An 18,425-nucleotide genomic window follows, 5' to 3' on the forward strand; every position below is an offset into this window, starting at 1 on the left:
GCTAGCTTGTAAAACAAAATAATAAAGGCGGTAGTTAAATCATCATTTTGCTCATCACTATCACAAATAGATGATGAAAATAGGAAGCGATATGACCACTCAAGTTAAGCACTACATCGATGGCGAATGGATTCTAGGTAATGGCGAGCAGCAGATCGCCGTCACTAACCCTGCTAATAACGAAACAATAGCAGTAGTAAATGCAGCCCTTGCCAGTGAGGTTGAAACTGCGATAGCCAGTGCAAAAACAGCATTTAGCAGTTGGAAAGAGGTACCTGTTTCTGAGCGTGCTCGCGTTATGCTTAGATACCAACATTTGCTAAAAGAGCATCACGATGAGATTGCAACCATCCTTGCACAAGAGACGGGTAAAACCTTCGATGATGCAAAAGGTGATGTTTGGCGTGGTATCGAAGTTGCTGAGCATGCATGTAACATCGCTTCAATGATGATGGGCGAAACCGTTGAAAACGTTGCCCGTTCAATTGACACCTATAGCTACACCCAGCCTTTAGGCGTGTGTGCTGGTATCACTCCATTTAACTTCCCGGCGATGATCCCACTATGGATGTTCCCGCTGGCGATTGCTTGTGGTAACACTTTCATTCTTAAGCCGTCTGAACAAGATCCTATGACGCCGCAACGACTGATTGAGCTGTTTGAACAAGCGGGTGCACCAAAAGGTGTGGTGCAGCTCATTCACGGTGATAAGACTGCAGTTGATATTGTGCTGCGTCACCCTGACATCAAAGCCATCTCATTTGTAGGTTCGGTGAATGTTGGTCAGTACATCTATAAAACCGGTACTGACAACCTTAAGCGCGTGCAAGCGTTTGCTGGCGCAAAAAACCACTGCGTGATCATGCCTGATGCTAACAAGCAGCAAGTGATTAATAATCTAGTTGGCGCATCTGTTGGCGCGGCAGGTCAGCGTTGTATGGCGCTTTCAGTTGCGGTTTTTGTTGGTGCAGCGAAAGAGTGGATCCCAGAGCTTAAAGAAGCGATTGCTAAGGTTAAGCCTGGCCTTTGGGATGACAAAGATGCCGCTTACGGTCCGGTCATTAGTCCTGCTGCTAAGCAGCGTGTGGTCGGTCTTATCGCTCAAGGGATTGAAGAGGGCGCAGATTGCTTACTTGATGGTACAAACTTCACCGTTGAAGGTCATGAGTCAGGCAACTGGGTAGGCCCTACCATGTTCGATAAAGTCACTACAGATATGAGCATCTACAAAGAGGAGATTTTTGGCCCAGTACTTTGTTGTATGAACGCTGAAACTCTAGAAGATGCAATTGCCATAGTTAACGACAGCCCATACGGTAACGGTACTTCAATCTTTACCGCCAGTGGCGCTGCAGCGCGTAAATATCAACATGAAATTGAAGTGGGCCAAGTAGGTATTAACGTACCTATCCCTGTGCCGCTACCGTTTTTCTCATTCACTGGTTGGAAAGGCAGTTTCTACGGCGACCAACACGCTTATGGTAAGCAAGCTGTGCGTTTCTACACTGAGACTAAGACGATTACTGCGCGCTGGTTTGAGTCTGATATCGCGGTGGCATCAGCGCCAAACATGACCATTGACCTTAAGTAAAAGCACAAGTTAATTGCCACCTCAGTGAGGTGGCAATGTTCGTTTAGATAGCAGCTTTCCAGCCTAGCAAAACGAACCCTTTAATAATGAATAGAGGTCAGCAGTGGATGAGATAACACCTCCGCTAGCTAAAGACCCTTAGCCTATATTGCAGCAGCAATCATAAAGGCAATAGACAGTATTGTACCAAGTACAACAGGAGTACCCAGATGGACTTTAATCTGAATGACGACCAACGCCAGTTTGCCGATCTTGCACAGCAGTTTTCTACCGAAGAGTTAGCCCCTTTTGCAGCCAAGTGGGATGAAGAACATCATTTTCCTAAAGATGTCATTCAAAAAGCCGGTGAGCTAGGATTCTGCTCACTATATTCGCCAGAATCAGAAGGCGGTATGGGGCTGTCACGTCTCGACTCGTCGATTATTTTTGAGCAGCTAGCGATGGGCTGTACCGCCACAACCGCGATGCTAACCATTCACAATATGGCCACTTGGATGGTCACTAGCTTTGGCTCACAAACATTACGTGATGAGTGGTCTGAGCAACTCACCACCGGTGAAAAATTGGCATCATACTGCTTAACGGAGCCGGGTGCTGGTAGCGACGCGGCATCACTGCAAACTAAAGCGATACGTGATGGTGATGACTATCTAATTTCTGGCTCTAAAGTATTTATCTCGGGTGCTGGCGCTACCGAAATGCTGGTTGTAATGTGTCGTACCGGCGAAGCGGGCCCTAAGGGGATCTCGGCAATTGCTATTCCAGCTGACGCAGATGGCGTAAGTTATGGCAAAGCGGAAGACAAGATGGGCTGGAATGCGCAGCCAACTCGCCAAATCACCTTTGACAATGTACGCGTACCGTTGAGCAACCTTCTAGGCGAAGAGGGACAAGGTTTTACCTTTGCAATGAAGGGGCTTGATGGCGGTCGGATCAATATTGCCACCTGTTCAATTGGTACCGCTCAAGCAGCGCTAGAGCGTGCAACTGAGTACATGAATGAGCGTAAGCAGTTCGGTAAACCGTTAGCTGCCTTTCAAGCGCTACAGTTTAAGTTAGCTGATATGGCAACAGAACTGGTTGCAGCAAGACAACTGGTACGTTTGGCCGCCTTCAAATTGGATCAACAAGATCCTGAAGCGACCGCATATTGCGCCATGGCCAAGCGTTTTGCGACTGATATCGGTTTCCAAGTGTGTGATGCTGCGCTGCAGATCCACGGTGGTTACGGTTATATTCGTGAATACCCATTAGAGCGTCATGTACGTGACGTTCGAGTGCATCAGATCCTAGAGGGAACCAATGAAATTATGCGCTTGATTATCTCGCGTCGTTTACTGGATGAAAATGCTGGCGCTATTTTGTAAGCGTTAGGCTTTTCATCGTCGAATAAAATTATTTAAAAGGAGTTTCCATGTCACTGTTATTAGAAAAAATTGTCGGCCATACCGCGGTTATCAGCATGAATAACCCGCCAGCAAACACATGGACAGCGCAGAGCTTACAAGAGCTTAAAGCAAAAGTACTTAAACTCAATGACAACAAAGAAGTGTATGCGTTGGTGATTACAGGTGAAGGCGAGAAGTTCTTCTCCGCTGGCGCTGATCTCAAACTGTTTGCCGATGGCGATAAAAATAATGCAGCAGATATGGCGCGTTACTTTGGTGAAGCTTTTGAGGCACTAAGCGCGTTTCGTGGGGTGTCGATTGCCGCCATTAATGGTTACGCCATGGGCGGTGGTTTAGAAGTCGCACTAGCCTGTGATCTACGCATTTGTGAACAGCAAGCGCAGATGGCATTGCCTGAAGCGACTGTGGGTCTACTACCATGTGCTGGGGGTACCCAAAATTTAACCGCACTGGTTGGTGAAGGTTGGACCAAACGTATGATCCTCTGCGGTGAGCGAATCAAAGCTGCCAAAGCAGAAGCGATAGGGCTGGTTGAAGAGGTGGTAGCTACGGGTGAAAGCTTTAATGCAGCAATGGCGCTTGCGGAAAAAGTGGCCAATCAAAGCCCGAGCAGTGTGGCTGCGTGTAAACGTCTGGTACAAGCCGGTCGTACAATGCCGCGCGCAGAGGCGTTGCCACTTGAGCGCACTGAGTTTGCTGACTTGTTTGATACTGAAGATCAAACCGAGGGTGTTAGCGCCTTTTTAAATAAGCGCAAAGCAGTTTGGAAGAACGGCTAATGACGACAGAATCTAATACGCAGAGTAACAGCGTGGTGTTCCAAACCTTGGGCACTGTGTCAGGTAAGCAGATAGGGGTCGCGACGCTTAATATTGAAAAAGCGCTAAATGCGTTGAATATTGAGATGGTAGAGGCACTGACTCATCAATTAAGCCAATGGCGCAGTGATAACAATATTGCCGCAGTGGTATTAGATGGCGCTGGTGAGAAAGCATTTTGCGCTGGCGGTGATGTGAGAGCCATTTATCACGCCGCAGTGGCGACTCCCGGTAAAGTGACCGCGCAAGCAACTGAATTTTTTAGCCAAGAGTATCAGCTCGATTACTTGCTCCATAGCTTTGGCAAACCTGTCGTGGTTTGGGGCGATGGTATCGTCATGGGCGGTGGGCTTGGTTTGATGGCAGGCGCAAGCCATAGAATCGTCACTGAGCATTCACGTATTGCGATGCCTGAAGTTACCATAGGTTTATATCCTGATGTGGGTGGCAGCTACTTTTTGAACCGTATGCCGGGTAAAGCTGGGATGTTTCTAGGAATGACAGCCTACAACATGAATGGCGCTGATGCCCATTATGTCGGCATTGGCAACCACTACCTCAATCGTGACGATAAAGAGCTGTTATTTGATGCGATGGCAACGATTGATTGGTCAGACGATAAAGCGTCCAACCATCAAAGATTGCATGCGCTTATCGACGATATGCAAGCAGACTGCAAAACACCGTTAGCGCCAAGCCAACTGCAAACGCATCAAACACAGATAGATGCGTTAATGAGCGGTGATTTACCGGCCATTGTTGAACGCGTAAGCTCACTTGATAGCGAGATTAAAGAGACGCTGCCTTGGTTAGCCAAAGCCTGCAAAGTGATGCTCGCTGGTAGTCCAATTAGTTTGGCATTGGTGCACAAACAGGCTCAGCTAGGCACAGAAATGACGTTGGCTGAAGTGTTTAAGTTTGAGTTAGGCTTAAGCGTGAATTGCTGCGCCAAAGCTGACTTTGCTGAAGGCGTACGCGCTCTGCTTATCGACAAAGATAGAAACCCAAATTGGCTATACAAAGATGTTGCCTCAGTACCCAATGAGCTATTGGCGCAATTGATGCAATCACCTTGGGATGAAAACACTCATCCACTAAGTCTACAAAGCTAATTTCTTGTATTAAACGGATAGAAGATTGCACTTGTAAAAGTGCCCAGGAGCAAAAGATGAGTACTGTTGCATTTATTGGTTTAGGAAACATGGGCGGCCCAATGGCCGTTAATCTAATTAAAGCTGGCTTTACCGTTAGAGTGTTTGACTTGGTTCCTGCGGCGATGCAAGCATTAGCCGAGCAAGGCGCACTCACTGCAACAAGCGCATGTGGCGCTGCAGCGGGTAGCGATATCGTGGTGACGATGTTGCCTGCGGGCAAGCACGTTCGTAGCCTTTATGTTGGCGACGGCGATAACAAAGGCCTTATCGATGTGGTAGGTGCAGGTACCTTGTTGATTGATTGCTCGACTATCGATGCTGACAGCGCGCGTTTTGTGGCAAACCATGCAGCGAGTAAAGGTCTCGAATTTATTGATGCGCCAGTCTCTGGCGGCACTGCGGGCGCAGCTGCAGGCACCTTGACCTTTATTTGTGGTGGTACTGATAATGCTTTTGAACAAGCGCAAGCGCCTCTAAATGCAATGGGTGCTAATATCTTCCATGCTGGTGGCCCAGGAGCTGGCCAAGTTGCCAAAATCTGTAATAACATGCTGCTGTCGGTATTAATGGTGGCAACGTCAGAATCTTTACAGATGGGCGTCGATCATGGGCTTGATCCAAAAGTGCTTTCTGACATCATGAAGGTCAGTAGTGGTGGTAATTGGACGCTAGATAAATATAATCCTTGTCCAGGAGTGATGGAGTCGGTACCGTCATCCAATGATTATCAAGGTGGCTTTATGGTTGACTTGATGGTGAAAGATTTAGGATTAAGCCAAGAAGCGGCATTGTTATCGAATTCAAGCACCCCAATGGGCGCATTAGCACGTAGCCTTTATGTGAATCATGCACGCCAAGGCAACGGTAGAAGAGATTTTTCGAGTATTTTTGAGCAGTTTGCTCCTAGCTCATCAGAGCAATCAACAAACAAAAAATAAAGGGTAATTCAATGGATTTAAAAGATAAGGTAGTTGTTATTACTGGCGGTGCTGGTGGGCTAGGTTACGCTATGGCGGAAAATTTAGCGGCCGCAGGTGCAAAGCTAGCACTTATCGATGTTGACCAAGAAAAGCTTGAAAAAGCTTGTGCTAATCTTGGCGCAACTACAGAAGTTCAAGGTTACGCACTAGACATTACCGACGAAGAAGATGTGTTTTCAGGTTTTCAGTTTATTAAAGAAGATTTTGGTCAAGTTAATGTATTGATCAACAACGCCGGTATTTTGCGTGATGGTCTAATGCTAAAAGCCAAAGAGGGGCAGGTGATTGACCGTATGTCTTTCGACCAGTTCCAGTCGGTGATTAATGTCAACCTAACCGGCACATTCCTATGTGGCCGTGAAGCGGCAGCGGCGATGATCGAAACTGGCCAAGAGGGCGTTATCATAAACATCTCTAGTCTGGCCAAGGCGGGTAACATGGGGCAGTCAAACTACTCAGCCTCTAAAGCTGGCGTAGCGGCGATGAGTGTCGGTTGGGCTAAAGAGCTTGCGCGTTATAATATCCGCAGTGCAGCGGTCGCACCTGGGGTCATTGAAACTGAAATGACAGCGGCAATGAAACCTGAAGCGCTAGAGCGCCTAGAGAAAATGGTGCCCGTTGGCCGTTTAGGTCAAGCTGAAGAGATAGCCTCAACAATCCGCTTTATCATTGAAAACGACTATGTCAATGGCCGTGTATTTGAGATTGATGGCGGTATACGTTTGTAATATCAGCTTCAACAACATTAACGGGCTTAGGCCCGTTTTTTTATGGCTTGATTAGCGGCTGAACCGGTGCTAATTGAACTTTAGTGAAGGTTTGCGCCATAATATAACTATACGTTGCTATTAAAGGAGTGTGGGATTTAGATGGAGTGGTTAGAGAAAACGACCAAATGGATGATGCTTATTGTTGGCACTTGTGGCCTGCTGGTGATCTATTTCGGCTTTTTTTATTTGATGTTTAATGGACGAAGCACCGCCGTTATTCCTTGGTATATTTTGATTTCTCCGTGGATATGTATCTACTTTGGCCTAAAACAACGCACCCAAATTGAAGTTATACGCTGGTTTACGAGCAAGTTCAGTCGCAAACAACTCTAAGCTAAAGTTATACGACTAATAAAGTCTCTATACTGGATAGCAAGCAACCGATCCCTTTGGATTAAATACATTTAATTGCCGTTTCATTAATGCAGTTGATATAATCGCCATATTAGCTTTATCATCACTATAAGACTGAAAGCAACTTCATCACTCATATGATTTCTAGGCGGCCAATGAGATTTATATTTGCATCGATATTAACTGCTACCTTGTTATTGACCATTAGCGGTTGTGACGTTTCGCCTAAAAAACAGCCTAAAGTCGCCGATTCTGAAGCGCTGCCCGATGGGGTTCAGGTGGCTGATTATGGTAGCTGGAAATCCCCGGTTGATGCGGAGCATGTATACGACCTCTCAGACAGCATTGGTGAGCTACAAGTTACCACTGGCAGTATCTATTTCACTATACGTGATGAAAGTAATGAAGGGCGTCGTGGCGTTCAACGCATAGAAGAAAATAGCACGGTTACCGAAGCCATCCCATCGAACTTTGATATAGGTAGCCGAGTACACGAATATGGTGGCGCTCCCTTTGTTGCTATTGGCAATAGCTTGTTTGCCACTAAATACTCCGACCAACTGTTATACCGCATTGCGCCCAATCAAACGCCGTTTGCATTAACGCCCCCTGGAACGCGCCATGCTGACTGTATATCAAACTCTAGAGCTTCCCGTTTAATATGTGTTCGTGAAGACCATCGAGAGGCTGGCAAAGTCACAAATCAGCTGGTGGGTATTAATTTAAGTTATGCCGATGAAGGCGAGGTGCTGGCTACTGGGGCTGATTTTTACTCAACCCCGGTATTGTCACCCGATCAAACTCAATTAGCCTGGGTGACCTGGCAACACCCTAATATGCCATGGGATAACACCCAGTTATGGCTTGGCGATGTTGATAACAAAGGCGTTGTTATTAATGTAAAACAGGTGGCGATGGAGCAGTCTGGTTCGATTATTCAGCCACTTTTTAGCCCTAGTGGGCAGCTGTACTTTATCGCCGATTATAGTAATTGGTGGAATATTTACCGTTTAAATGAGCTGGGGCAAGCTGAAATTGTATTGGCACAGGAAGGGGAGTTTGCTGTTGCTAATTGGCATCTAGGTAATCACAACTATGCATTCGAAAGTGAGCAGACGATAGTTGCAAGTTACAACCATGAGGGGCAAGCAGGCTTAGTTCGAATCGACACTGAAAGTGGCGTAACAGAGCCTATCGCGGTTGATTTTGCTGATATCGCTTATGTCACTAAAAGTGACGACGGAGTGATTTTTGTTGGCTCTAAAGAGACACCTGAAAAAGGCATTTATAAAGTGCAAGGTCGCGCAGCACAGCTGATGTACGCGCCAAACTTGGCCGTTATGGACCCCAACTTTATATCAAGAGCTGAAAGCGTTAGCTTTAAAACGGGCGATCGCGACACCGCGTACGGCTATTTCTACAAACCCGAGAACCCCAATTTTCAAGCGCCTGCAGGGCAAGAGCCGCCGCTAGTGATGTTTCTGCACCGTGGCCCGACTGCACAAGCAAGTCGAGTATTTAGGCGCGATATTCAATATTGGACCAGCCGCGGCTTCGCCGTTTTTGATCTTAACTATCGTGGCAGCACAGGCTTTGGCAGAGATTACCGCAATAGTTTATATGGCAAATGGGGTCGTTCGGATGTAGAAGATGCTGTTCGTGCCGCAGGCTTCTTAGTTAATAGAGGTGATGTAGACGGTCGTAAACTGGCCATTCGAGGTTCTCGAGCTGGTGGCTTTACTGCACTGTCAGCGGTTGCTTATTACAGTACTTTTGGGGCGGCGGTGAGTTATTCAGGCATTAGTGACGCCCAGTCATTTAGACGACATTCTAATAAGTTTGAAAGTAACTATTTAGAAAGACTGATTGGAACCGTCGACAACTATAAATTGCGTTCGGCAATGAATAACTTATCAGGGATTAATGAGCCGTTGTTGCTCATCCAAGGGGTGAATGATTCATTGATCCCCGCTGAACAAACATTGCAGCTTTATAATGCGGTCAAACGCAAAGGTACACCGGTCGCCTATCTAGAGTTTAATGACGATGCCGCTAATCGCGTCTCGCCTGAAAGTAAAAAGCGGGCACTCGAATCTGAGTTATCTTTCTATGGTCAGGTGTTTGGCTTTAAGCCTGCAGGGGAATCCCCCACGCTTATTATTGAGAACATTACTAACTTAAAGCGCAGGTAACTATACCGGCTAGATTATTAAGGGGTTGGACTAAGCCCCTTTAAAATAGCGCAGTTGGGTTGTTGCCCACCTTTACAGTCATGGATTAAATGCTGCAGCTGATTTTTCAAATTAGTCAGGTGCGCAATTCTTTGTGCAACATCCTCAAGGTGATGTTGCGCTAACGCTTTTACATCGGCGGCATTACGCTGGCTATCTTGCTGCAAATCGAGCAGCGCTTTACAATCTTCTAAGGTAAAGCCGAGTGTGCGGCAGTGCTGTATAAAGCTCAAAGCATCAATCTGTGCTTGGCCATACTCTCGGTAGCCGTTGTCGTTTTTTACCCCCTGCACCAGACCGATATCATGGTAGTAACGAATGCTCTTTACTGACAAATTAGTCAGTTTTGCCACGGCGCCTATCTTCATTATTGCCCCACTCAAAAATAAATTGCATTGATGTTTGACTCTCCCCTTATGGGAGACATTACGCTTAATACATCAAAGGTACAAATATTAATCAGATCTGGAGCAGAACTATGCAATCAATCACCCTCTATGTGCCCAGTATGAGCTGTGCAAGCTGTGTCGCCAAAATCGAGTCAGCGTTTACGCAGACTAATAACCAAACAAAACTAAATGCTGATATTAGCGCTAGAGTAAACCTTGCAGATAAACAGGTGCAGGTCTTCGGTGAGATAGCCGCAGACAAAGCCATTGCTTTGGTTGCAGCCGTTGGCTATCAAGCTGAACTGCTACAAGATCCACGCAAAGGCGCACAGCAGAAACAGCGCGATGAAGCAAAAGAGTATAAAGTTCGCATTATTCAAGCTGCCATCGGCCTTGGTTTAGGTGTGCCGTTAATGTTGTGGGGCTTACTTGGCGGCGAGATGATGGTCAATAGCCAGACTCAGCAACTGAGTTGGGGTATTGTTGGCTTAGTCAGTTTGCTAGTGATGCTCACAACGGGGCGACACTTTTACCAAGGCATGTGGCGCGCAGTAAAAGCGCGTAGCGCCAATATGGACACCTTAATTGCGCTAGGCACCAGCTCGGCGTGGGTATATTCAATGTTGGTAGTTACTGCGCCGCAGTGGTTCCCTGCCGATACGCGTCATGTTTATTTTGAAGCGAGCGTGATGATCTTGGGCTTAATCAATCTTGGCCATGCTCTGGAGCTTAGAGCTCGGGGGAAAACCAGTGAAGCGGTGCAGCGCTTACTTGGTATGCAAGCCAACACCGCAATTAGGCTAACTGACACGGGCGATGAAGAGGTTGAGGTCAGCCAAATTAAGCTGGGCGACAAACTGCGCTTAAGACCCGGCGCCAAAGTGGCACTCGATGGCGAAATTGTTAGCGGGCAAACATTGATTAATGAATCTATGTTAACCGGCGAGCCAGTGCCAGTGCACAAAACTGAGGGTGACAGTGTTAATGCCGGTACTGTTAATGGTAATGGCAGTCTTATCTACCGCGTGATGGCTGGAGAGAAAGACACTAAACTGGCCAAAATTATCGAGCTAGTACAGCAGGCGCAAACGTCGAAAATGCCGATAGGCCGTCTAACCGATAAAATTTCCGCCTACTTTGTACCTGCTGTTATCGTTATCGCACTGATTAGCGCCATGATTTGGTACTTAACAGGCCCAGCACCAGCGTTGTCACATGCGTTAGTCGTGCTCACCAGTGTGCTGATTATTGCGTGCCCCTGTGCGCTAGGGCTGGCAACACCCATGTCAATTATGGCGTCAGTGGGCCGTGCTGCAAAGATGGGAGTGCTGGTTAGAAATGGCGAGGCGCTACAAACCGCCAGCAAAGTGACCACTGTGGTGTTAGACAAAACTGGCACCGTTACTCAAGGGGCGCCGGAGGTGACCGAATTTATTATGCTACAGCCTCAAATGGATGAACAAAGCCTTCTCGGTGAGGTTGCCGCCTTAGAGCAGCATTCTGAGCACCCGCTCGCGAGTGCTATTTTAGCCAAAGCCAAGCAGTCGCATTCGGCGCTGTTGGAGCCGCAGCAATTTACTAACCTGCAAGGGCAAGGCATTACAGGTATGGTTAATGGTGCGCAATACGCGATTGGCAACTTGAGCTTAATGCAGCTTGTCGGTATAGATGATGTCTCTACCCATCAAGCGCAAATATCTCGGTTAACTCGCTTAGGTAAAACCCCGGTATTTGTCGCTAAAAATAAGCTTTTAGTCGCCATCATAGCCATCAATGATCCAATCAAAGAGGATGCAGTTGCAGCCATAAACGCAATGAAAAACAGTGGCCTCAAGGTGGTGCTATTAACCGGTGATAATCAGCAAACTGCTAACGCGGTAGCTAAACAGGTTGGTATTAGCACTGTATTTGCCAATGTGTTACCTGAGCAGAAGCAGCAAAAAGTACTAGAGCTGCAACAAAAGGGTGAGGTGGTCGCCATGGTTGGTGATGGCATCAATGATGCGCCTGCATTAATGAGTGCGGATATTGGCCTTGCCATGGGCAGTGGTACGGATATCGCCATCGAAAGCGCTGATTTTACCCTATTGTCAGCAAGATTGATGGTGGTTGCAGAGACCCTAATGCTTGCAAAAGCCAGCATGAGAAACATCAAGCAAAACCTATTTGGTGCCTTTATCTATAATAGCTTAGGGATCCCACTTGCAGCTGGCGTGTTATTTCCATTTACCGGTTTATTGCTTAGCCCTGTGGTGGCCGGAGCCGCGATGGCGCTGTCATCGCTCACTGTGGTCACTAATGCGAATAGATTGCGTAAGGTAAAGCTGGTTTAACGCTATAGGCAGAGATAAAAGCTGATAATCGCTAAGTAGCACTTTTTAATAGCGATCTCATCGGACAGGGACGATCGCAGTTGATAATTTAGGCTAGAATGCTATAGTATCGCGCTTAATTTTATAGGCTGTACGCCCACTTGCGTGAGTCTTCGACCAGTAAGTTGAGGTGGAGTAAAGCACTCTACTCGATTTACTGGTTTTTGTTTTATCTATGATCTCTTTAAGTCATATAACCAAAAGCGGAATGTCACTTTGATTACTACAGCTAACATCACCATGCAGTTTGGCTCTAAGCCACTGTTTGAAAACATCTCAATTAAGTTTGGCGGCGGCAACCGTTACGGTTTAATCGGCGCCAACGGTTGTGGTAAATCAACCTTTATGAAGATCCTTGCCGGTGATCTTGAGCCAACTTCTGGTAACGTTTCATTAGATGTTAATGAGCGTTTAGGTAAGTTGAGCCAGAACCAGTTTGGTTACGAAGAGTTCAACGTGGTTGATACAGTGATCATGGGGCACGCTGAGCTTTGGGAAGTGAAGAAAGAGCGAGATCGTATCTACTCTCTGCCTGAGATGACTGAAGAAGACGGCATTAAAGTTGCTGATCTTGAGATGGAATTTGCTGAGATGGACGGTTACACCGCTGAATCTCGCGCTGGCGAACTGTTAATGGGCGTTGGTATTGGTGTTGACCAACACTTTGGCCTAATGAGCGAAATTGCACCGGGCTTTAAGCTACGTGTACTTTTAGCACAGGCACTATTCTCAGATCCTGATGTACTGCTACTTGACGAACCCACCAACAACTTGGACATCGACACCATTCGTTGGTTGCAAGAGATGCTAAACCAGCGTAACAGCACCATGATTATCATCTCGCACGATAGATATTTCTTGAACTCTGTTTGTACTCATATGGCTGACTTGGATTACGGTGATATCCGCGTATTCCCAGGTAACTACGATGAGTACATGATGGCTGCACAACAGTCGCGTGAACGTTTAATGTCTGATAATGCTAAGAAGAAAGCACAAATTGCTGAACTTCAAGGCTTCGTTGCCCGTTTCTCTGCTAACGCATCTAAAGCAAAGCAAGCAACATCACGCGCAAAGCTTATCGACAAGATTAAGCTTGATGAAGTGAAAGCTTCTAGCCGTGTTAACCCGTTTATCCGTTTCGAGCAAGAGAAGAAATTGTTCCGTAACGCGTTAATCGTTGAAGAGTTAAGCAAAGGTTTTGACGAGCAGTTGTTTAAAGATCTGAATCTTATTGCCGAAGTGGGTGAGCGCATCGCTATTTTGGGTGACAACGGTGTCGGTAAAACCACCTTGTTACGTACCTTAGTACACGATATCCCACAAGACAGCGGAACGATTCAATGGTCTGAAAACTCATCAATTGGTTACTACGCCCAGGATCATGAGTCAGATTTCGAAAACGACATGACCTTGTTTGAGTGGATGAGCCAGTGGCGCAAGCCAGAAGACGACGACCAATCAGTACGTGGTTACTTAGGCCGTATGCTATTTGGCTCTGACGATATTAAAAAGTCAGTCAAAGTGCTTTCTGGTGGTGAAAAGGGTCGTATGTTGTTCGGTAAGTTGATTATGCAAAAGCCAAACATCTTGCTACTTGATGAGCCAACCAACCACATGGATATGGAATCAATCGAGTCGCTTAACAACGCGCTAGAGATGTATGAAGGTACATTGCTGTTTGTCAGCCATGACCGCGCATTTGTATCATCACTGGCAAACCGCATTATTGAGATCACACCAAATGGTGTAAATGATTTCAAAGGCACATACGATGAGTTCCTTGTGAGCAAAGGGGTTGTTGAAGGTTAATCCTTTAAACATTCTTTTTGACTAAAAGCCCGATGATATCGGGCTTTTTTGTGCCTGAAACATTTATATTTGATAACCTAGAAATGAAGGCTGAACACATTTACAGTTAAATGTTCCAACTGTTTTTATTTATACAGTCAGGCAAGTTTTTTAGCATAGATATACAGCATTAACCTACGATATCCGATAAGCGGTCAAAAGGACTGATTGTTCCAGCTCTATTTTGCCCAAGAACATGTGTGTAAATTTCTGTCGTTCGCAGATCTTTATGCCCTAATAACTCTTGTACTGTTCGTATATCACAGCCTTGAGCCAATAGCTGTGTAGCAAATGAATGGCGAAAAGTGTGGGCCGTCACTCTTTTTTGAACATTACTTTTTATCACTGCGTTTCTCAGGTTTTTAGAAAAACTCGACTCATGAACATGATGACGACAAAGGTACCCGTCAATGGGGTGGCAACAGGTCGTTGTCGATGGAAATAGGTACTGCCAACTCAAGTCTTTTAATACTGTTTTGTATTTCCGGTGTAAAGCAGAAGGAACCGAAGTGAGGCCATTTCCATTATTTAAGTCATTTTCATGGATTTTATTGACCAACTGTATTTGGTTTTGCAAGGGTTTATTTAATTGCTTAGGTAACAGTGTATATCGGTCTTTTGCCCCTTTCCCTCTAAAAACAAACAAAGATTGAGCCTCAATATTCACGTTCTGTATTCTTAATGATAAAGCTTCCCGTAGCCTTAACCCGCAACCATATAACAATGAGGTTAGTAACCAATATGGAGTAGTAAGGTTCGTTAGTATCGATGCGACCTCGATAGGCGTTAATACTGTTGGTAAGTTCTTTGGCTTTTTAGCATAGCCATATTTTAAACCTTCAAACTCAATACTGAGCACATGTTTGAACATAAAAATTAATGCACATAAGGCTTGGTTTTGTGTTGCCGAACTGACACCACGATTACAGCCAAGAAACGTGAGAAATTGCTCAATATGGCAACCTTGCATATCTTTTGGGTGCATATATTGATGAAACCTAATGAAATAACGTACCCAATACAGATAGTTTTTCTCAGTTCTCAAACTGTAATGTTTAGTTCTTAACACTTGCCGAATAGATTCAATAAAAGATGATGACATAGCGTTCTTACCTATTATAGCTGTATGTATATACAGTTATAATGGGTGTTGTACATTTTTGCCATTATTTGGGACTAAAAAGGAAAGGCACTTGGACAGGGGTGTTGTTAAGTGATTGTTTTAAGGCAACTATCCGTAATAGTTAACTCTAAGTGCATCAAAAATATTCAAATTCTGATTTTCACCATTAGAATAGTTAGCAAAAGTACTGGTAATGTCGGCATAAAGCATTGAATTTGTGTCCATTTCAGGTTAGCTTGTTAACATTAAAGTAACTCGGCTGTCTGTTCTTATTCGGAATTCAGCCTAATATACTGTTATACGTAAATATGAACCGAACTAGTCTGCCTGAATCTTTAGGCATCGAAAAATTTGAAATTGTACGTGATGAAGATGCCATTCGAATTGCGCATAATTGGCTTGCTGCATTTTGCCCAAGTAGAACTTCGTTCAAAGGGATATTTCGCTTCAAAACCTATATGTGGGACATAATGGATTGTGATCTTCAAAACGAAGAAGCAACTCAAGAGTATAATAAACATGAAGCACCTAAATATATAATTATGGAAGATTGCTTTGGGCAAGACGAAAAAATCGTGTATGTCGTCTCTCAAAAGCCTACTAGCAATGAGCATTTACAAGACTTTCATATTTTTCCTAAAAATTTAGCATGGTCTATGGCATTTACCCATGAAGATGGCTGGATTGGGCCAAAGTTTTCAAAACATAACAGTTATGAGAAACTAAATAAAAAAAATAATAAAGCTGTTGAGGCTATGCGTAGAAATTACGTATAACAAGCCACTCAAGCAGGACAAAAAACAGTTGGTTTTGCTCCTGCGTCGCTAATTTTAACCAACTATTTTTTGCCTCTTAGTGGGGCGTTATACGTACTTATGAAACTGAAGAACATCGCAGCATTTGCGCACAACTTTACCCATTCATACGTTAGTTTTGAAAACTACGTAGACGGCGAATTTGTGTTTAAAGATTTAAAGGCTTTAGCATATGAAGCAAGCGATAAGTTAGTATCTATTTATTGGATTTCATCAGGTCAAAATGAATTACCAAAATACACTCAGCGTATTATTAAAAGCATTGAGTATTACAAAGAGTGGCTCCCCAAATTAATGGAACAACACAAAGTCGAGTTGGATTCAATTACAGAGTTAAGAACGGATATTTATGTTGCAGCTAATCACCAATTAGAAGTCCGTTCATATGCTAGAGATTTGAATGGTAAAGAATATATAAAAAACATTTACGAGTTCGCTGATTTATTACCATATAAAGAAAATTAGATCGGAGTTCTGTACGTATAACAAGTTACTCAAACGGACGCTAAACAGTTGGTTAGCTTCGTTCCTCGCAATTTTAGCCAACTATTTCTCGCCGCTTAGTAAGGCGTTAGGCATCATATGAAGCACCGAGTACATTATCTAACTCTTCAGCTGATACTTTTATTGTTACCAGCATTATTGGCAACTATTACATTAAATATTAATAATTATATTACTAATTCATTCACTGAGTTTTTACTATATATAGCTGGTGTCATCGGAGTGTTTCCTCTCGGGTTTCTATCAGAAAATCTAAAAGGTATTCTTACTGAGTCATATGCGTCGTTAATATCTATCAGTATATATATTTTTTTAGCTTTTCTTATTTTTAATAAATTCTATCAGCCAATTAAAAAACGGATAATTACGGTAAGTGTTATTAATATGTTACTTGCATTATGGTCGGTACTATTTGGTAGTGTGTTTATGTTTTTGGCTATGCAATAATATGCCTAACACATATGAGCCACCTGCCGGTCAATAGGCGAGCCTAACTTATTTGGCTGCTTTGCAGTCAAATTAAAACCAATCAACAAATTCATCTACTTCGTCTGTCAGTTAGCTGTCAAATCATCGTTTACAGCAAACACATATAGAGGCTCTCTTAGTGCGATCTTATCGCTGCCTGACGCTTTTCAATCCTTTGAAATATCAGGGGCACTAGACATTTATCGGTTAACCCTAAGATGGCACTATTCAAGTCTGAGGTGCTTTTTGCACAGTTAGTTTCAGGCTCATTTAAGGTGTAAACGATTTTGTTAATTGTATTCATTAATGCGCGCCAATAAGGTGTCTAATCAAGTCGAAGTAGCTTAAATAGCATTTGGCATAGTGATGATGGTGAGAAGTCATTGCTTCATTCGCCACATCATTCACGGTCATGCTCGCTTCTCTTTTCAGAGTATCTAGTTAGACGTTCAGCTCACCTTATTGCGCGACTTACCCTTTCAAAAATCGCTGTTCATCAAACACCGTTTTATTCTTCAACATATAATAGACACAGCGGCCAAGCTTATGTGCTAATGCAGATAACGCTTTAGCCTTACTCATTCTTTTTTGTAATCGATTAAGATAGTTACGAGCTTTGTCATTACCACGCAGGTAAAGCACTGCTGCTTCAGAGAATGCCCATTTCAAGTGCGCATTGCCGATTTTATTGCCATTAGTGCCATAGATTTTTCCGGCTGATTCAGCTTTGCACTTCACTAAACGAGAGTAAGAAGCGAACTTTTGTACCGACTCAAATCGGGCGACATCACCGATTTCATAAAGAATTGTTAGCGATAAAATCTTGCCAATACCAGGTACCGTTTTAAGCAGTTCTAGATAGACGGGATTATGGTTTTTGGCCTGCTTCTCAATGAACCATTCAACTTGAGCGAGTTCCTTGGCATAGCAATCGAGAAGTGCCATATCTAAATCGATATTACGCTGCACGATAGGATCTTGATATTGCTGCCGCAGTTTTTGTCTAGCTGAGATGTTTTTAAGGTTTAGGTCAGTGGCAGGTAAGTTGTATTGGCTGTTGGTGTTAACCACATGACCTTTAAGCATAGCGCCGTGACGAACAATCTTCATTCGTCGACGTAACAGATCTCGGGCTGCACGCATTTCACTTGGATAATCGTAGGCAATTGGAAAGTTACCACCACGTAGTAGTGTGGCAATTTTAAAGGAATCGATTTTATCGTTCTTGGTTTTACCACCGTGAATGGCCTTCATATAAAGGGCATGGCCTAGAATAAAGTCGATGCCGAGTTCAGCACACCAATCAGATACCCAATACCAACAATGCATGCACTCAACTCCGACAATGACATTGCCGATGTAGGGTTCAAGTATGAGTAGTAAGTCATCTTTGTCAGCGCCAATCTTTTTGTGAACGACAACTTCCCCTTTAGAATCAATGATGCAGACGTAAAGTAAACGTGCATGTAAATCAATACCACAGTAGTATGGATGTGAGTTATTATAGAATCTCATTGAGCTTTCTCCTGTTGGTTTCGTCACCTTAAGCATACCGCTGATGCGGCTTGCTAGGGAGGAGGCTCAATGATTATCAAG

Annotated in this window: 15 protein-coding genes; 12 read left to right on the top strand and 3 right to left on the bottom strand. The window is 44.4% G+C overall.

The annotated features are described in order from the left end of the window. Nucleotides 1-91 precede the first annotated feature (91 nt). The 8 genes from AB4135_RS03115 (at nt 92) to AB4135_RS03150 (ending at nt 9,268) form a co-directional block, all read left to right on the top strand. Nucleotides 92-1,591, top strand: a complete 1,500-nt coding sequence (locus AB4135_RS03115; protein ID WP_371990225.1) for a CoA-acylating methylmalonate-semialdehyde dehydrogenase — start codon at nt 92-94, stop codon at nt 1,589-1,591. Between the two features lie 209 nt (nt 1,592-1,800). Further along, nucleotides 1,801-2,958: an acyl-CoA dehydrogenase family protein gene (locus tag AB4135_RS03120; RefSeq protein WP_371990227.1), complete on the top strand. Its 1,158-nt coding sequence runs from the start codon at nt 1,801-1,803 to the stop codon at nt 2,956-2,958. A gap of 47 nt (nt 2,959-3,005) precedes the next feature. Beyond that, nucleotides 3,006-3,779 carry an enoyl-CoA hydratase gene (locus AB4135_RS03125; protein WP_371990229.1) on the top strand — a complete coding sequence of 258 codons (774 nt, stop codon included), beginning with the start codon at nt 3,006-3,008 and terminating at the stop codon, nt 3,777-3,779. Then, nucleotides 3,779-4,930 carry an enoyl-CoA hydratase/isomerase family protein gene (locus AB4135_RS03130; RefSeq protein WP_371990231.1) on the top strand — a complete coding sequence of 384 codons (1,152 nt, stop codon included), beginning with the start codon at nt 3,779-3,781 and terminating at the stop codon, nt 4,928-4,930. The genes AB4135_RS03125 and AB4135_RS03130 overlap by 1 nt, the downstream gene beginning before the upstream one ends. 56 nt (nt 4,931-4,986) lie before the next feature. Beyond that, on the top strand, nt 4,987-5,910 hold the full coding sequence (gene mmsB / locus AB4135_RS03135; protein WP_371990233.1) for a 3-hydroxyisobutyrate dehydrogenase: 924 nt from the start codon (nt 4,987-4,989) through the stop codon (nt 5,908-5,910). An 11-nt stretch (nt 5,911-5,921) separates the two neighbouring features. Continuing rightward, nucleotides 5,922-6,680, top strand: coding sequence for an SDR family oxidoreductase (locus AB4135_RS03140; protein ID WP_020913431.1), 759 nt, complete (start codon nt 5,922-5,924; stop codon nt 6,678-6,680). 141 nt (nt 6,681-6,821) lie between these two features. Next, nucleotides 6,822-7,055, top strand: a complete 234-nt coding sequence (locus AB4135_RS03145) for a hypothetical protein (RefSeq protein ID WP_371990235.1) — start codon at nt 6,822-6,824, stop codon at nt 7,053-7,055. A gap of 176 nt (nt 7,056-7,231) precedes the next feature. Continuing rightward, nucleotides 7,232-9,268, top strand: coding sequence for a prolyl oligopeptidase family serine peptidase (locus tag AB4135_RS03150; protein WP_371990236.1), 2,037 nt, complete (start codon nt 7,232-7,234; stop codon nt 9,266-9,268). Between the two features lie 17 nt (nt 9,269-9,285). On the opposite strand, the gene AB4135_RS03155 is transcribed toward AB4135_RS03150, so the two are convergent. Then, entirely contained in the window at nt 9,286-9,675 is a 390-nt protein-coding gene (locus AB4135_RS03155; RefSeq protein WP_371990238.1) for a MerR family DNA-binding protein, read from the bottom strand. 110 nt (nt 9,676-9,785) lie between these two features. On the opposite strand from AB4135_RS03155, the gene AB4135_RS03160 reads away from it, so the two are divergent. Both AB4135_RS03160 and AB4135_RS03165 read left to right on the top strand, forming a co-directional pair. Next, a complete protein-coding gene (locus AB4135_RS03160; protein WP_371990240.1) occupies nt 9,786-12,029 on the top strand; it encodes a heavy metal translocating P-type ATPase in 2,244 nt (747 codons plus the stop codon). Between the two features lie 255 nt (nt 12,030-12,284). Beyond that, nucleotides 12,285-13,880, top strand: a complete 1,596-nt coding sequence (locus tag AB4135_RS03165; RefSeq protein ID WP_371990242.1) for an ABC-F family ATPase — start codon at nt 12,285-12,287, stop codon at nt 13,878-13,880. A gap of 169 nt (nt 13,881-14,049) precedes the next feature. Here the strand turns inward: AB4135_RS03165 and AB4135_RS03170 are convergent, their stop codons facing one another. Then, a complete protein-coding gene (locus tag AB4135_RS03170) occupies nt 14,050-15,021 on the bottom strand; it encodes an integron integrase (protein WP_371990244.1) in 972 nt (323 codons plus the stop codon). Between the two features lie 329 nt (nt 15,022-15,350). Here AB4135_RS03170 and AB4135_RS03175 point away from each other — a divergent pair, with 329 nt between their 5' ends. Next, nucleotides 15,351-15,818, top strand: coding sequence for a hypothetical protein (locus AB4135_RS03175; protein WP_371990246.1), 468 nt, complete (start codon nt 15,351-15,353; stop codon nt 15,816-15,818). A gap of 99 nt (nt 15,819-15,917) precedes the next feature. Then, the gene (locus AB4135_RS03180) at nt 15,918-16,322 is read left to right on the top strand and encodes a hypothetical protein (RefSeq protein ID WP_371990248.1); all 405 of its coding nucleotides are present in this window, start codon (nt 15,918-15,920) and stop codon (nt 16,320-16,322) included. Between the two features lie 978 nt (nt 16,323-17,300). On the opposite strand, the gene AB4135_RS03185 is transcribed toward AB4135_RS03180, so the two are convergent. After that, the gene (locus AB4135_RS03185; RefSeq protein ID WP_371990250.1) at nt 17,301-18,344 is read right to left on the bottom strand and encodes an IS110 family transposase; all 1,044 of its coding nucleotides are present in this window, start codon (nt 18,342-18,344) and stop codon (nt 17,301-17,303) included. Nucleotides 18,345-18,425 lie beyond the last annotated feature (81 nt).

The organism is Shewanella sp. 10N.286.54.B9 (assembly GCF_041468565.1).
Lineage (GTDB): Bacteria > Pseudomonadota > Gammaproteobacteria > Enterobacterales > Shewanellaceae > Shewanella.

Bases quoted from the DNA above. Each gene is read 5' to 3' on its own strand.
- mmsB (WP_371990233.1), top strand. From the start codon at position 4,987: ATGAGTACTGTTGCATTTATTGGTTTAGGAAACATGGGCGGCCCAATG.
- AB4135_RS03115 (WP_371990225.1), top strand. From the start codon at position 92: ATGACCACTCAAGTTAAGCACTACATCGATGGCGAATGGATTCTAGGT.
- AB4135_RS03155 (WP_371990238.1), bottom strand. From the start codon at position 9,675: ATGAAGATAGGCGCCGTGGCAAAACTGACTAATTTGTCAGTAAAGAGC.
- AB4135_RS03120 (WP_371990227.1), top strand. From the start codon at position 1,801: ATGGACTTTAATCTGAATGACGACCAACGCCAGTTTGCCGATCTTGCA.
- AB4135_RS03145 (WP_371990235.1), top strand. From the start codon at position 6,822: ATGGAGTGGTTAGAGAAAACGACCAAATGGATGATGCTTATTGTTGGC.
- AB4135_RS03140 (WP_020913431.1), top strand. From the start codon at position 5,922: ATGGATTTAAAAGATAAGGTAGTTGTTATTACTGGCGGTGCTGGTGGG.
- AB4135_RS03130 (WP_371990231.1), top strand. From the start codon at position 3,779: ATGACGACAGAATCTAATACGCAGAGTAACAGCGTGGTGTTCCAAACC.
- AB4135_RS03180 (WP_371990248.1), top strand. From the start codon at position 15,918: ATGAAACTGAAGAACATCGCAGCATTTGCGCACAACTTTACCCATTCA.
- AB4135_RS03125 (WP_371990229.1), top strand. From the start codon at position 3,006: ATGTCACTGTTATTAGAAAAAATTGTCGGCCATACCGCGGTTATCAGC.
- AB4135_RS03150 (WP_371990236.1), top strand. From the start codon at position 7,232: ATGAGATTTATATTTGCATCGATATTAACTGCTACCTTGTTATTGACC.
- AB4135_RS03175 (WP_371990246.1), top strand. From the start codon at position 15,351: ATGAACCGAACTAGTCTGCCTGAATCTTTAGGCATCGAAAAATTTGAA.
- AB4135_RS03185 (WP_371990250.1), bottom strand. From the start codon at position 18,344: ATGAGATTCTATAATAACTCACATCCATACTACTGTGGTATTGATTTA.
- AB4135_RS03170 (WP_371990244.1), bottom strand. From the start codon at position 15,021: ATGTCATCATCTTTTATTGAATCTATTCGGCAAGTGTTAAGAACTAAA.
- AB4135_RS03160 (WP_371990240.1), top strand. From the start codon at position 9,786: ATGCAATCAATCACCCTCTATGTGCCCAGTATGAGCTGTGCAAGCTGT.